A 15,516-nucleotide genomic window follows, 5' to 3' on the forward strand; every position below is an offset into this window, starting at 1 on the left:
GACCACGGTTGTTACGACTGTTGCAGGATGCAACACTTGGTGAATCTGTTGTAGCACTTCCCTGGAGACTAGTTGCAAACACCGGAAGGGGACGATAAGGTTCAAACGCTGATTACACGCCAATTTTGCCGTTGATCCTCTTGCGACCATTCAATTTCATAATTTTTGAACGAATTGTCACAGAATTTGCGTTACATCGTTTTGCTGGTCAAATTTTGAAGGATCACGAGCAGCACACTCGTTGGCGTGCTTGATTTTGATTGAAATTTCCTGTCATTTGTTTCTGGAGAATGCTCATGCAGACGCGTCGAAACAGTGCCGTGTCGAACTCAACTCGACGCGGCTTCACCCTGATTGAATTGCTCGTGGTGATTTCGATCATCGCAACATTGATGGCATTGATCCTTCCTGCGATCCAAAATGCCCGTGCAGCAGCCCGAACCCTGTCATGCAAGAACAATCTCAAGAACATCGCTCTGGCGACTCACAACTTCGCCAGTGGCCGAAAGGGCCAGCTGCCAGCTCTTGGAAAGATTGGTCAAGTGAGCGGTAGTGGTCCGATTGTGGGAATGTACAGCTGGGTTGTTGAGCTGCTTCCTCACCTTGACCGACGTGACCTGGCAGATCGTTGGAACAAGGCAGCTTCATTCACTTCAAATTCTTCACTCTCCACTGGAAACAAGCTTGCAGTTCTGGTCTGCCCTGATGATGCATCTGCCGATGTGGATGGTGGGCTCAGCTATGTGGCAAACCACGGGTACCGTGCCGCAACTCCTGCGTACCAGCCTTTGACAAACTGGGTTGAAGGTGGCCTGAACTTCTACAATGGTGCAGCAACAGTGGCTGACGCAGGGACGAATGTTCTGGGTAGCGCCGCTGACAAAGACCCGGCGGATTCTGATGCCCACCGCGACACCGGAGTCTTCTGGTTTGATCTCAGCGACTATCCTCACACTGACACTGCTGGCAACTCATATGCTCGAGCCAGGCAGAAACACAGCCACACTCTTGACTCAATCTACGACGGGTCCAGCCAAACCATCATGTTGAGCGAAAACATGAATGCTGGCGGCGAGACCTGGGGCAGCCCAACATGGGAGAATGTAGGCTTTGTCTTCACCGCAGATCCTGCCTCTGTATTGCTGCCAACGGCCTCAACTATCGACACTATGGTCAACCGTCGGAAAGCTGGTCCCGAAACTCTGCCGAATCCCGGTACAACTAAGAATCCAGACCTGCAGATTTCGGCTGCTGCCAATTCAAACCATCCCGGTGGTGTAAATCTCGCCTGGTGCGACGGTTCAGTTGGCTTCATCTCACAGGACATCGATATCAATGTCTACACACGTCTGATGAGTCCTGCCGGCACGAAGATTCGCACTGCTGTCGGGATTGATGCTCAGCCGCCACTGAGTGACGGTGACTTCTAAGAATTGCTGATGCGAAGTTTCGAAACAGTAGGGAGATATGCCTAAGGCATATCTCCCTTTTTTCGTTCCCCTTCGATGTCCGTTGGCGACTGATCATCTCAGAGGCAAACAGGATTTGATGGGATCGGATGCTGAGTGACGCGGCCGTTTCTTTTTCAACTGGCCGTTGCCGTGGCTTCCAGACAACCTTTACGTTCATTAACTTCTGCATCCGGAAGCGAGCCTGAGCTTGTCTGCCTCAGGGGTATTGACGGCAAATATGCCCGCAGGCAGGGCTCCTTCATGAACGACCGTCATCGGCAAAAGCACAGTTAGAGAAGTGTGCCGCCGCGTTTGAAGATTTGAATTGAAATCAATGAAACTGAAACCTCGAGAATGGGGATTAATTGTTGCAGCCGTTGTCATCACAGGGCTTTGCTGGTGGCGAGCTGTTACGCCGCCGCGTTCCAAAGCAATGTCTCAGATCATGGTCGAAGATCGTCGGCCAGCGCCATCGTTTGAACTGCTCGACAAAGAATTGAAACGATTCTCACTGAATGCTTACCTGCACCGGCATTCGATTCTGATTGTCTTCTTCGATCGCACCGAAGATGTGAAATCAAATGCGATATTGAAACGTTTGAAAGACGTCTACCCTGTGCTGAAGAGCAATCGCATCATCGTGTGTGCCATCACGAATTTGTTGCCTCAGCAGGTACGTGCCGGAGATGCCAGTCAACTGCCCTTTCCGGTTCTCAGCGACGTAGCCAGTGGACAGATGGATTCTCCGACTGTTGCCTGGGGACGCGCAGCTGAAGAGCCCGTGGTTTCCGATCAGTCCGCCGGAATTGCTGGAGGCGTTTTCTACATCGACCGTCTCGGGTTGGTAGACTGGAATGGCAATGCTCCACGTCCCGTCGACAACCCTCAGCACATGATTAACGCATTGATTACCGGGGAAATACAATAGCGGCTGACGTCCATCGACTTCGTGTTTTTTCGTTAGTGACGTCCGGAGAACTGCTTGCATTCGGTTGGGAGAATCAAATCAGATCGCTATTCTGCCTTTCGCCGGAGTTTACAGATTGAACTGATCGGCAGGAGAATCGTTGCCCAAAAGGAGCAGGGCGTTGGATATTGCTGGAAGAGTCGTTGTCGTCACAGGAGCTGGATCAGGAATTGGCGCTGCTATTTGCAGGAAGGTTGCTGACCTCAACGCTTCCGGAGTGGTTGTTTCTGATATTAATTTCGATGCGGCTGAAGCTGTTGCAGCTTCCTGGATTCTGATAAGGATCGAGTCATTCCTCTTTGCTGCGATGTTTCCAGCGAAGCCGAAATTCAATCTCTTGTGCGGCAGGCGATCGAGAAGTTTGGTCGCATCGATATTTTTTGTTCGAACGCTGGGATCACCGCTCGGGACGGCCTCGAGTGCTCGAATAAAGACTGGCAGCGGCTTTGGGATGTCAATGTGATGTCGCGAATGTACGCAGCCAGAGCAGTTGTGCCGCATATGCTGGAGAGTGGCGGGGGATACCTGCTGCATACGGCGTCTGCTGCGGCACTGTTGACTGAAATTGGATCTGCCGGATACTCAGTCACCAAGCACGCCGACCTGGCGATGGCAGAATGGCTGTCGGTGTGTTACGGACGTCAGGGGATCCGAGTTTCGTGCATCTGCCCTTTAGGCGTTTACACTGATATGCTTGACGATTCGGATCCCATCCATCGGTATCTGCACCTGCATGCCCTCACTGCGGATCAAGTCGCAGATTCTGTCGTGGAGGGCATCCGGAAGGAAGAATTTCTGATCCTGCCTCAGCCTGAGGTTGCTGAGTTCTTTCAACTGAAAGCAGAGGACCGAGACCGATGGATTCGAGGTATGCAGCGGCTTCGGCAAAAATTGACGCGTGCAATCCAGCGCACTGCTGACTCAGATGCAGCATGACCACACTCACCGTTGAACGTTCGACCGCTGGTTAATATCCGCTTGATGGTCGAACCCAGAGCGGGAGTTCAGCAGATAACAATTCCGGTATCGGTGATATCTGCGATTTGGCCATGAGCGTCGTCTGAATCTGAGGTCCACTCGAGCGACGCACGGCGACCTGAAATGTCGCCAGGTTCGTCGCATGAGTGGCTCAGTCGGATTCGTAGTCGCGCGACAATAGGCGACTCGCCAGTTTCTTCTGCGTCACCCGGACTCGAGCCTGTTTGCAACTCTGAAAGCTCATGACAGATCTCAATCGTACTGTTGTTTGGGCTGGATCTTATTGTTTTCTGAACCATAAAGAAGGTGTCTTCGATCATGAATTGCATACCCGGTTGCAAGCTCAACAGTCTACCATCTGATGGCGAAGCTCGAATTCGATCAACCATCCACCAGCTTTGGCAGAGCTGTCTGAGCGTTGCAATGAACGACATCGGGAAAGACTTTCTAATGATCTGCGTTCGGAAGTTCGCACTTCGTTCAATCCGGATTTCCGATGGATCGAAACTTGCCAGGCTTTGCAGCATTGGCTGCAAAGCCTGAATCCTGTTTCTCAGCATGAATGGAAAATCCGTCAGGAGTTGATCTGCTTCCTCAGTGCTTCCAGTTCATCGGATAGACGAGTCTTTCGTTCCTGTTCTTCGAACTGTCGTTCAAGTTCTGCAACATCCGGGTCGTGTCCTTCCATGCGATCCCATGCTTCGACCATCGCTTCTTCTCGTTCAACCTTGGCTTCGAGGCGACTGAACTGGGCAAAGGCCGACTGGTTCCCGGCTCGATCCAGGGCTGAGCTGATCTTTCGTGTCGACTCTGCCCGTGCGATTCTGGCCGTCAGCAGGGTCTTCTTTTGCCGAGCTTGTCGAATCTTATCCTCCAGATCATGAACACCGTTCCGGAGACGCGACACTTCTGCTTGTTGTTTGGCATGATCCGCGGAGTATCGAGCCGCGCGATCCTCTGCCAAAAGTTTTTGCGAGAGGGCCGATTGAGCTGTGATCTCGTCACTCCGTTTCATTGCAGCCATCGCGCGTTCCATCCAGCGTTCCGCTTCACTGGCTTCACGATCCGCTCGCTTTCGCATGAGGATTTCATCAGCGACAGCTTCCGCAACGCTTGCACGAACTCGTTCTAATTCTTCTTCCATATCAATAATTAACTGATGCAGCATCCTTTCCGGGTCTTCAATTTTCTCTCGGAGGGTCGTGAGGCTTGATCGCATAACAAGACTAAACTGGCTTAACCATTTCATGTGAAGGTCTTTCCGTAACGATAAGGTTTCTGAAACAGGAGGATTCAAATCGAGGGCCGGTATCCTGCCCGAACGAACTGCCGATGGAGAGGGAAATCGCTGTCATCACATCGGCACGACAAGCAACGATGAACATCAGGAGGTTCTGTTCATTCCCATGTGGCAAGTTGAGCCGTCAGGAAACGAATTTTTTGCAGCACTTTTTCACGGTGGCTTTCGCAAAATGCTGCCAGGGCAATGACTGAGATCCCGACACCAACTCCGCTGACCCACAACAATGCCGGGTGATCGACGGAGCCACGAACAACGATGGCAATCAGGTCAGCAATCAGAAATGCACTACCTGTATAAACCAGTACGCGAAGCCTCAGTCCAATTGAAAGCAGGATCACAACAACACAGAGTACGAGCAGCGAAAGCAGATGAAGCCAGCTGCCGTGCAGGATTTGAAACACCGGGGACACCAGAATCGTCAATGATCCGACATAGCGAAGGGGATCGTGCAGTCGGTCCGGCAATTCCTTCCTGAGTAGCTCTACCAGCCCAAGTAGCGATAGCCCCAGCGGCACCAGGTACAGTTGGGCGTCCTTCAGATTCAGCGTATTCCACGTCACCATCAGTGAGAGGTTCACTATGAAACCTGCAGCCACGGCGTAGGTTCGACGGTGTGTCAGCATCCATTGGTGGAAGCAGATACCCGCTGCGAAGAAAAGTATCAGCGAGTTGAATCCGGCAAATGGACTATAGGCCCCCGTCAAGCCGCGAACCGCCGAAAGAATGCTGGCCAGTGCAGTGAGTGCAAGTCCCGTGGTTTGAAGCGGCAATGAAAACACGCCCGTTCCTGGATCTCCTGCTGAACGAAATGCAATACGGAGAGCCGCTGCAGACATGAACAGCAAAAGAAGTGGTGCGACGCCCGCCCCAATGGAGATGATTCCATTGAAAACGAGATAGGCCGTCATCATGGCAATCAATACAAGTCCGTTCCATACTCGCGCACAACTCTGGTTCCTGATCGCAAGGCGAAATTCAGCTATCGCGATGAGGACGCTACCTGTAATGACTGGGAGTGGAAAGAGGCTTTGATTGTTTGCAGGAAGGTAAATCAACAGCAACCCAAGGGCAGCCGCAACTCGCAGTATGATTGCCCATGCGGAAGTGACAGTTTCGTCCAGTTGCCTCCATGATCGATCAAAAACAAGGATGCTCGCTGCCAGCGCCGGAAGCAGAACAGGAAGTATCTCTGTGTTGGCCTTACCGAATATCAAGAGGCTTAAATGGCCGGTGCATCCAGCGATTTTTGCCAGCAAGAGCAGCAGATGAATGTTTACGCCAATACAAAACCATGCCCGCTGTGCGGGTGAAACGTTCTTTCGCTCTATCGCATAGAGTGTGGCCATTGCCACAAGTCCGGCGGTTCTGACGGGAAGTGACAACAATGCGAACGACAGCAAGGCAATGCTGGTCAGCCAGCACATCGCGACAGTTCTTAACGTATCATTCTGGTTTCGTCCTCTGAAAGCATTCGTCGCAAGCATCAATCCGGCTGAGGTGCTCCAGACTGCGGGATACCATTCGTAGGATGCTATGGAGGGAGCGAAAGTACACAGCAGACCGGTGCAAAGCAGCGGAAGGAGAGTCGCGCCGACAACTGTCGGGAATTTGGTTTGAATCAATTGGCCGATGACAAACAGCCATACGACGACAGCCATTGTCGATACGGATGCGGGAATCGCTCCCAGCGTAGCCGAGGTGGCCAGCAACGATGGCAAATGATAGATGACAGCCAGACACGAAGTGACGAAAAGACTCAGATCACACAGTGGCACAACGAATGCCTCTGCAATTCGTGTCCGGCTGTCAGTCAACGGGCTGCATTCCTGCGATGCGATGAGCCGCTGACGCAGAACTCGAAGTGAATCAGCTTGAGCAGCGTTGCAGCGGAACTTTCGGATAGCCAGCAGACAAAGGGAAGAGATCCCTGCCCCAATGACAGAGATGCCACGGACAAGTTCAACGAATGTCAGATCCAGTGGATGAATGCAACTTGTGGCAGCCACAGTCGCCAGCAACCAGAAGATCATACCCCACTGGTACGTACGGTCTCGCATTGTCTGAAGGCCAAGCAGACACATGACCATGATGAATTGGAGCTGGTTGTTGCCCGTCCACGGTTCGCCCATGTGAGAAACCATGATTCCGGATAACAGCACTGCGAAGACGCAGCCCATCGACAGGCCAGCGTTCTGAAGGATTCTGCGTCCATTCCCTGAGGAATCTTCAAACAGGAATCGCCCTCTTCCAGCTGGCAATGGAATTTGCTGGATCAGTCGATCGGGTTTGCTCGACAGGACAAGAAGCAGACTCAATCCGATCAGGTATGTCGCCGTGACCGAGGCGTCCCACGTGTGACTCCATCGCATGGCTGCTGCAAACGGATTTGCGGTTGCCGTTGCAATGATGAGCGCGGCGATCGATCCCAGTACATAACGACGGTCTGTGAATACAACAGCCAGCACACCGAATGTAAGAATACTCAGGCAGGGGATCAGGAACGCAGCCTTGACGTGCGACAGCGAAACTGCGAAGCAGATCAGGACGAGGGCTGTCGCGAACTGCTGCACAGCCGGACAGAATTGTGAGTAGCGCCCGAGTCGCAGTTTCCTCGCAACAGTGGCCAAGACAGCTACCAGTGGTAAGTACGTAATGCCATAGAACGCTACGGGAAGTCGCTGTTCCTGAACTGCAGAAGCTGCTGAATCTTTTAGTTGCTGTACAAGGGTGCCCATGAGTGTGGGTGCGCACTGGTAGGCAATGGTGGTGCAAATCAGTGAGCACCATACAAATGCAGCGTGACCGGTGTCTCTGGCTGCCAGTGCCATCACGCCCGCCGCAATGATACAAGTGGGAACAACGGCAAATGTCGTGGGGCCGGAGAAATGAAAACTGTGGAATGAAAGACAAACACCGGCTGCAGTCAGGGCGAGTCCAAGATAGATCGGTACGATGATCGAAGCTGGCATCGGACTCATCAGTCCACCCGTTCTTTGCCTGAAGACCGCTGCGATTGTGCGGGCTGTCTGAAAAACTGTTGCTGCCAACAGGACAAGTGCCAACCCGAACCATTGGATGGGTTGAGTACCAAGAGTCTTGGTACAGACCAGCAGCACGAACTGGATGCCGAGAAGGGCGATGGGGGCAAAACCAAAGATCCTGGGCTTACGGTGTTCCTCTGTCAGCCAGAAGATGTGTCGATTGACCTTCAATACGCCAGCTGACATCGTGACCCAGAAAACCAGCGTCGCCACGGTCGCCAAGACTCCAGCACCCGCATCTGAAAGGCTCAGGTGTTCGGCTACAATTCTGGCATGGGGCAGTGCACCAAACAGACACAGAAGAAAGTAACTCACGACGAATGTCATCTGCCGACCATTCAGCAACTGGTCGAAAACTCGCGTACCAATCAGCCACGCCATGATGCTCGCCGGGATCATCAGGCCAACAGCCTGTAGCATCGAAAGTGACTGTGCTGCTTCGCCAGCCGACAACCAGCTCAATGCAAGAAAGCAGACAGGCATGAGCAGAATGCAGAGTGAATGAAGTACACTGGTCGTAAGTTTGAGCCCCAGCCGTTTTCGGCCAACTTCCGCAGAGACGAAGAGTACTCCGGTATAACCAAGAACTGTGAGAAACTTTTCGGCAACAGACCATTCCTGCCACTGACGCGTCACCAGCATGAGCGAGCAGCTAAAAACAATTGCTGCTCCGATGCCGAGCATCCAGCGGATGTTTTTCTCCTGAAAGAAGTTTTCAATGAAACTTCCGCTGTCGGCTCGATTAATGCCAACCGTCGCCCCTGAATTCTCAGGGCAACCAGCCGGCTGTGTGTTTGGCGAATCTTCTGTGTCACCTTTGACTAAGTGCGTCGACATCTTCGTTGGCTCCTGTGCTTCGTGTGAACTGAGTCGACAGGGGCCATAAACAAACGGCATTCCAATCAGCATGCGGAATTGCACATTGGTTGTAAGCTTTTTTGTGCAATAGAGTTGCGTAGACTCGCAATCGGGTGGACGACGGCACGTCTCACCGTGATGCAGTCTGGTGACTGCAGACGTTCTGCAGTCGGTAAACTGCAGTCATTCTATGGGGAATGAGGTGAGCCAGGTGCGAAACGAGTCAGATCAAGCCGTCGCACCCACTGCTGATTATTTGGAGTGGACGTGAAGCCGGAATTGCTGCATGGCAGATTTCAGCTCCTGCTCGAACCGCCTCCAGTCCACCAAAGGTGATACCTGTCCGCCCAGTTTGGTGATTTTGTTCAGCGGACGCCCCGATTGCAGAAGCCTGCATGCGGTCCTGACATCATTGTCGAGAAAGACGGACGGCGTTGAATCTGCTTTTTTGAGTCCTCTTCTGATCGCAACATAGACAGAACAGCACGGTACGGGGATTGCCGGGGAAGACCGTGAACTGATTGGGAGGTTGACCTGTTCACCGGGAAGATCAGCCAGCCAATACCGCCCCGTCTCGTGAAAAGTCTCTCCTGTGCTGTTCAATGAACTGAAATGGGATCCAGCATCCAGAGCTTCTTCGGATCGACTGTAGACAATGAGTCTTAACACCGTACTCCATTGGTCTGGCATATGCGTGACCGCCGGAGAGCGAAGATGCGCGTTTGGATCCGTATTCGAGACTGCAGCTACGTGTTCAGCAAAGAGGTTTCGATTGCTGCTGAGTTCATAGATCTCGTGGGACGCTGTGATTCTTGGGTTAATTTCCAGTAGCCAAAGCTCCCCTTCCTTCAAGATCATGTCCACGCCAAACGCACCTCGCAATTGAGTTCTGCTGGTCACAGCTTGTGCCGCGCGAATAAGCCTGTCCTGCAGGAGCTGGGGCAGTACCACCGGACCAATGTTTCCGCAGAACTGAAAGCCGATGGCATTCAGCGATTGAACTCCACTGAGTATTAAGGAGCAACCAATCAATCTGGTCGATGCCGCAGTCGCAACAAATGTTGCGGAGATCGGACAACCATCGATAAATCTCTGGTATTGGAAGTCGGGGGAGACTGCTGCCAGGTCGCCGGCGGAATCAAGCAATCGAATATGCTGACCGCCGGAACTATGAATCGGTTTGATCAACCATCGTTGTTCCTGATCGCCACCAGTGTCAGGAGCATTCTCAGGGAGGTAAACTCCACAATCGTTCAATGTGCCTCGCAGGGACTCCGTGTTTCTTACGGCCATGACGGAATCAACCGACGGGCCGATCACTGGACGCATCAGTGCCAATTCGGCGAGCGTCGATGGGTAATTCTCCATCCCACCGCACCAGACAAGCGGGACCTCGCCAGAAATAGCATCCAGGATCGAAGGCAGGTCTCGAAAGGAACGCAACTGACCGGCAAACTTCCCACCAGATCTCTGCAAAAGCTGGATCAGGTCGGTGTCGGCAAAGAAGTCGAAGCAGATCGGGGCCCATCCACACTGGATGGCTGATGCGGCAAGGCTGCGAACACTGGCGCCACAGATGATGACGGGAGGACGCGACATAAAAAAGTGGCGGTCGGCATGCTGCAGACCACCACCCCGTATTAAGGTTGAGATGTTCAATCCATGGCAAATCGCGTGCTCGACACGAGTTGTCATTCAGAGTGAGATTCAGGCTTCTCGTGCGTAGTCAAACATCGGTGTCGATAAATATCGTTCTCCGGAATCCGGAAGGATGACGACGATATTCCTGCCGGCATTTTCGGGGCGAGAAGCAACCTTGATAGCGGCGGTCATTGCAGCACCGCAGCTGATGCCGCAGATGATTCCTTCTTCACGTGCGACGCGAGGGGCCATATCCATGGCCTCTTCGTCCGTTACCTGAACCACTTCATCTACCAGCGACATATCAAGAATGTCAGGTTTAAACCCAGCGCCGATCCCCTGGATCTTGTGTTTTCCGGGGCTGCCACCTGACAGTACCGGGCTTCCTGCAGGCTCAACAGCGACAGTGTGCACGGGCATCTTTTTTTCGTTCTTCAGATACCGGGAAACGCCCGTAATCGTTCCTCCAGTACCGACTCCGGCCACCAGGATATCGACCTTTCCGCCAGTATCTTCATAGATTTCCGGCCCCGTGGTTCTGAAGTGAATCTCCGGGTTTGCCGGATTCTTGAACTGCTGTGGCATAAAGAAATTTGGATCGGCGGATAGTTCTTCGGCCCTGGCAATGGCTCCTTTCATCCCGTCCGCCCCCGGGGTCAGAACAAGATTTGCTCCAAATGCCTTTAACATCATCCGACGCTCGACTGACATCGTGTCGGGCATTGTCAGTGTCAGACTGTAGCCACGCGCTGCACAGACATAGGCCAGCGCAATGCCGGTATTGCCGCTGGTTGGCTCCACCACGGACATGCCTGGTTTCAACTTGCCTGACTTCTCTGCATCCCAGATCATTGCCGCCCCAATTCGGCATTTGACACTGTAGGCAGGATTTCGTCCCTCGATCTTGGCCAGCACCTGAGCGTTGATTCCTGCAGTGATGCGGTTCACGCGAACAAGGGGCGTGCGGCCGATAGTTTCGGAGTTGTCCTGAAAAATGGGCATCTAAGAACAGCCTTTCGATGAATCCAGTGGGCAGTCGCGTACTAACCCGCAGTACGCAGAACATGAATGGCATTGCGCCGTCCGAGTGATAACAGATTGCGAAATCTGTGGCGACTGCGGTTTCCCCATCGACGCTGAATGCTGTCGGCAGCGACCACATTCGATGCTTTATCGAACGGGTTCGACCAGAACCGGAACTTCAGCATCTTCACGTGTCAGGGGAACCACGGTGCGAGTGGATTTGGCAGTCGGACGCCCTTCGTGGTGCGTGATCTGCACAAGCGCGCTGCCGTTGACGACCTTGCCATAGACGAATCGGAGTCTGGCTTTGTAATTTCCTGCAGGTGCAACGCGACAGATATATTCTTCGCGATGCCGACCTGAATTCGCTTCGACCCCGTTAGAGACGCGTATCAGTCGACCACCATTGGGTGTCAGTCGTCGCTTGAAGTTGCACTGCTGTCCATTGGGTTCATCAACAATCAAATCCAGGTCGGCCTGTCCAATCCATTCCACAACAATGCGAAGATCAATCTTCGACGCCTCCATGAGATCTTCGCGTGCCTGCGACGCTTCTTTCACGGCACCAGCGCGTTGCATCTTTTCGGCAATCTTCGCGATCGTTTGATTCGCTTCGGCATGTTCTTTCTCAAAATCGTCTGTCCATACGTGCCTGATGATCCCGCATCTGGCCCAAACCTGATCGACAGGTGACTGAAACTTATCGGCAATGCTGCGTGCCTGTAGCCACGCATCTGATGTCTCAGGGGCAACGGCGACGACTCGTCGCAGAACAGCCATCGCCTGATCGCCAGCGTCAAATCTTGCGAGCATCGCGGCCGTGATCATCTGCTGTCGAGGATCACCTCCGGCGAAATCTGTACGAGACTGAAGCGCTCGTTCAATTTCAAGTGCTGGTCTTTTTGCCAGCTTCATTTCTATCGCCAGGACGTCGTAGATCCACGGCTGTGCGTGGTCGTTCCGAAGTGCAGCCAGAAGGCAGTCAACAGCATTGTCGTACAGTTCCTTTTGATGCAACTGAAGCAGAACGTCCGCCATCACTTCGGAGGAGAATTCTTCTGCCTGGAAGACTTGATCCCAGTCTGACGCGGCAGGCGATCCGTCCTTGAAGACGTCCGCCAACAGTTTCTTCGCGCGTAAAGAAACCGCAGAGCGGACTGGAGTCACGGTCTGCGGTTCATTTTCCTGAGCGATGTAGCTCGTCAGAATTACTTCGGACTGAGCGATTGCTCGTGCTTGAGTCTGGAAGTTCTCAGCTACTTTTTTTTGGCGCCATTGATGGTGCCGTTGCCGATGCCGTCGGCTGGCAATTCTGGTGGAATACTGCCGAAGCCCATTCCGCCGCCGCCCATGCCGCCCATGCCGCCGCCCATGCCACCCATGCCGCCGCCCATGCCACCCATGCCGCCGCCCATGCCGCCCATGCCGCCGCCCATGCCACCGCCACCCATGCCCCCCATCATCATATGGAGATTTGTTGGCATGACGAGGTCGCCCATCGGGTAAACACGAGTAATCAGATTCTCATCAGACTCCGCGGCTTCGCGAGTCGTGATCACCATTACTTCGTCACGAATCATGTACGTCAGTTCCGGGTCTGTTTGAGCGAAGATCAACTTCAGTGCGTTCTTCAACAGGATTCCCTGAAGCTCGACGTCGCTGATGGTCACATCTTCCAGCGATGAGATGCCTTCCAGATCCAGTTCGACCCTGTCAGGCACGATGGTCATCCGGAAGTCAGAACCGACTCCACCACCGACGCTTCCGTAAGTATCTGTGTAGTGCTGTGAGAGTTGATCAAGGACTTCTTTCAGGCTGACTTCGCCCGGGTACGAGAGATTCGGGATTGGCTCCTTCAGCATTCGGTTGAGCCAAGCCTCTGTTGGTTGTTCACTTCTCAGGTCCACCGACTCGTACTTTGGCTTGCGTGTGAGAGACAACGCACGCCAGACATCTGCTGGGGGATAAAGCACAGGTGGCTCATCCGGGAATGGAACGTGCGAAAGTTCAACCTGATAGAGCGTTTCCAGGAAACGGTCGTGCCGCATGTTGACGAGCTTGTAGGCCTTGTCGAGTTGCCCGGCGGCCTCAGAGACAACAAGGGCTGCTGTTGCTGTTCCATCCCCGGGACGCAGCAACAAAGCCGTTCGAGCGACAGTTTCCGCCTCTTCGTAGGCCTCTGCATCGCCCTTGCGGGCCTGATTGAGGTTGCCACGAACCTGATCGATCAGACTTTGCAATCTTTGCTCGTCAAGTTCGGCTTCTGCGAGAAGCTTCCGCTGGGATTCGCTGATTGCCTGGGCCTCTGCACGCTGTCGGCTGATCAGCCGATTCTTTTCCACATCGGACTGAACGGCACCGATCGCAGAAATCACCCTTCGTTCGAGTTCGTCGCGAACTTCGGGGTTGATATCCGCCGCGTCTCGCACTGTTGCGAGAATATCTTTCAGGATCCCCTCAGAATAATCAGGTACTTCTGCACTGGATCGCCGGGCCTCGTCGATCGCGGCATTCACTTCCTGAGACAACTTCTGAGTCATAATCTGAATTTTGGTCGCGGCATCCAGAAGAGGCGCCTGATCCGCTGCGGAAGGAGCCCGAAGCTGGTCGTCGGCAGATTCCTGAGCGAAAGGAGAATTCGCAGCAATTGTGTTGACCAGAGAGGTCAATTGAACATTGTTCTCGTCCAGAATGGATGCTTGTTTTGCTAACTGCAACGCGTCTCGATCTCGTCCAATCCTGTGAAGACGCTCTGCAGTAGCGGCAGAACTGGATACGACGTTGTGGAGTTCGTTCGCTGCAGCGGTCAGCCCAGACAAACCTACAAACTGATTGTTGATGCCGTTGGTGCTTTCGCACTGGCCATAGACCGCCTTCACCTCAGGCCCAGCTGGCATGAACTGGCCGGACGAAAGCACCCATTGAACTGGCTGGTTGCCGGAGAAATCACCCTGTACCGTCGCTCCTTCCGCCAGATGACCCTTGCCGTAGACAAGAGTGTGTCGATCAGAACGGAGTGCAACGACGTCGTCGGCAGAGAGCTGTCCACCGCTGACTTTCAGGTTCTGAACGTAAAGGGGAGCCGATTGAATCTGCGAAGCCAGTTCCAGCCCGGATTCCTGCGAGATCGTAATCGTTCCACCAGTGTGGTTGACAAGGACTCCTGACAGCTGAGTATTCAACGTCGGTCCCAGGAGCACAGCGTGGTACGCAATCTGACGTTCCTGAAAATCGTCGACCAGTGCGTGAACTTTGTCGTTTGGAATCAGTCCCGCCGCGCTCATTCCGTCGCCAACGTAGACCAAAGAGACTGGCTGATTGCCCGTGACTGCAGCGGTTGCTTTCACGAGAGTCTGTCCGAGATCCGTCGCTCCCAGTGGAGTGCGGGCAGCGAGCAGATCCATCGCCTGACTTGCCTGTAGCGATGAGGGGGAAACGAATCCGTCGGTCAAAGCAACCGTTGTCGTATCCGCTGCGAAGATTTGGACCGAATTACTTTCAGGCAGATTCTGGAGCAGCTCCTGGACTGTCTTCATGGACTGTTCGCGGTACTTGCCAGTCTGACTTGCCGAAGTGTCGACGATCAGAATGTGCCGGACAACGTTTGCTGCCGACTTCTCAGCCTTCAGTGCGAGTGCAAAAAATTCGTCTGAGGCCGAATTATACGTGTGTATCAGTGATGATGGAGGGTTTGCTGCCTGGTCCGCTCCCGATGCGTTAAACGCAGCCGCGAGACAAACTCCAAAACCAAATGCAGAACCTAGCAATTGCCGCATGAGTAATCCCCTGTGGTGGATCCGGTGTCACCGGAACCTCGACCGACCTTCAAACCCTACTCACTGAACTCCCACGGAAACGGCGTTTGTGTGCACAAATCCGACGCAGAAGTCGCCTTCCTGGACGTTTTTTTAGAATTGACGAAGTATCAGCTTCGACAACCATCCATGCCCCCACAAACTCACGAATGTGCGGAGCGCACTAGTCTACAGTCGTTCTCGGACAACCTGGAAACGAATTTCGTGCAAAAAGCGGCAGAACGAGCATCACGGGTTGAAGTTCATTCAGGTGGGCGTCTTACCCGCTGAACCCGACAAACTTTGACAGTTCGGTCGTCGCGATTTGCTGGACTGGTACAGGTTGTGGTGACGATAGCGATTTTGATGGTCAAATAGACTTTTAGTGGGCGTGTTTTCCCCTACGGGAAAGCCGGATCCCGCTCTTTTGGGCTGTCATTGTCAAATTGCCAGCTCCCAG

At 53.4% G+C, this 15,516-nt stretch carries 10 protein-coding genes; 3 read left to right on the top strand and 7 right to left on the bottom strand.

Annotated features, from left to right (window positions below; all coding sequences use genetic code 11):
• The first annotated feature begins 296 nt into the window (after positions 1–296).
• The 3 genes from R3C20_17505 to R3C20_17515 all read left to right on the top strand — a co-directional run bounded on the left by R3C20_17505 (position 297) and on the right by R3C20_17515 (position 3,354).
• Positions 297–1,430: a DUF1559 domain-containing protein gene (locus R3C20_17505; protein MEZ6042303.1), complete on the top strand. Its 1,134-nt coding sequence runs from the start codon at positions 297–299 to the stop codon at positions 1,428–1,430.
• Between the two features lie 355 nt (positions 1,431–1,785).
• Entirely contained in the window at positions 1,786–2,379 is a 594-nt protein-coding gene (locus tag R3C20_17510; GenBank protein ID MEZ6042304.1) for a redoxin domain-containing protein, read from the top strand.
• Positions 2,380–2,745: 366 nt separating this feature from the next.
• The gene (locus tag R3C20_17515; protein MEZ6042305.1) at positions 2,746–3,354 is read left to right on the top strand and encodes an SDR family oxidoreductase; all 609 of its coding nucleotides are present in this window, start codon (positions 2,746–2,748) and stop codon (positions 3,352–3,354) included.
• Between the two features lie 68 nt (positions 3,355–3,422).
• On the opposite strand, the gene R3C20_17520 is transcribed toward R3C20_17515, so the two are convergent.
• From R3C20_17520 to R3C20_17550, 7 genes are all read right to left on the bottom strand, one after another.
• The gene (locus R3C20_17520; protein ID MEZ6042306.1) at positions 3,423–3,830 is read right to left on the bottom strand and encodes a hypothetical protein; all 408 of its coding nucleotides are present in this window, start codon (positions 3,828–3,830) and stop codon (positions 3,423–3,425) included.
• Positions 3,831–3,970: 140 nt separating this feature from the next.
• A complete protein-coding gene (locus R3C20_17525) occupies positions 3,971–4,645 on the bottom strand; it encodes a PspA/IM30 family protein (protein MEZ6042307.1) in 675 nt (224 codons plus the stop codon).
• A gap of 149 nt (positions 4,646–4,794) precedes the next feature.
• On the bottom strand, positions 4,795–8,577 hold the full coding sequence (locus R3C20_17530) for a hypothetical protein (GenBank protein ID MEZ6042308.1): 3,783 nt from the start codon (positions 8,575–8,577) through the stop codon (positions 4,795–4,797).
• Between the two features lie 273 nt (positions 8,578–8,850).
• Positions 8,851–10,293: an ATP-grasp domain-containing protein gene (locus tag R3C20_17535; protein MEZ6042309.1), complete on the bottom strand. Its 1,443-nt coding sequence runs from the start codon at positions 10,291–10,293 to the stop codon at positions 8,851–8,853.
• A gap of 12 nt (positions 10,294–10,305) precedes the next feature.
• Positions 10,306–11,241: a cysteine synthase A gene (cysK, locus tag R3C20_17540; GenBank protein MEZ6042310.1), complete on the bottom strand. Its 936-nt coding sequence runs from the start codon at positions 11,239–11,241 to the stop codon at positions 10,306–10,308.
• Between the two features lie 168 nt (positions 11,242–11,409).
• On the bottom strand, positions 11,410–12,429 hold the full coding sequence (locus R3C20_17545; GenBank protein ID MEZ6042311.1) for a hypothetical protein: 1,020 nt from the start codon (positions 12,427–12,429) through the stop codon (positions 11,410–11,412).
• A gap of 89 nt (positions 12,430–12,518) precedes the next feature.
• Positions 12,519–15,038, bottom strand: a complete 2,520-nt coding sequence (locus tag R3C20_17550) for a hypothetical protein (GenBank protein MEZ6042312.1) — start codon at positions 15,036–15,038, stop codon at positions 12,519–12,521.
• Between the last annotated feature and the right edge of the window lie 478 nt (positions 15,039–15,516).

Source organism: Planctomycetaceae bacterium (genome assembly GCA_041398825.1).
GTDB lineage: Bacteria > Planctomycetota > Planctomycetia > Planctomycetales > Planctomycetaceae > F1-80-MAGs062.

Bases quoted from the DNA above. Each gene is read 5' to 3' on its own strand.
- R3C20_17505 (MEZ6042303.1), top strand. From the start codon at position 297: ATGCAGACGCGTCGAAACAGTGCCGTGTCGAACTCAACTCGACGCGGC.
- R3C20_17510 (MEZ6042304.1), top strand. From the start codon at position 1,786: ATGAAACTGAAACCTCGAGAATGGGGATTAATTGTTGCAGCCGTTGTC.
- R3C20_17520 (MEZ6042306.1), bottom strand. From the start codon at position 3,830: ATGTCGTTCATTGCAACGCTCAGACAGCTCTGCCAAAGCTGGTGGATG.
- R3C20_17525 (MEZ6042307.1), bottom strand. From the start codon at position 4,645: ATGAAATGGTTAAGCCAGTTTAGTCTTGTTATGCGATCAAGCCTCACG.
- R3C20_17530 (MEZ6042308.1), bottom strand. From the start codon at position 8,577: ATGTCGACGCACTTAGTCAAAGGTGACACAGAAGATTCGCCAAACACA.
- R3C20_17535 (MEZ6042309.1), bottom strand. From the start codon at position 10,293: ATGACAACTCGTGTCGAGCACGCGATTTGCCATGGATTGAACATCTCA.
- cysK (MEZ6042310.1), bottom strand. From the start codon at position 11,241: ATGCCCATTTTTCAGGACAACTCCGAAACTATCGGCCGCACGCCCCTT.
- R3C20_17550 (MEZ6042312.1), bottom strand. From the start codon at position 15,038: ATGCGGCAATTGCTAGGTTCTGCATTTGGTTTTGGAGTTTGTCTCGCG.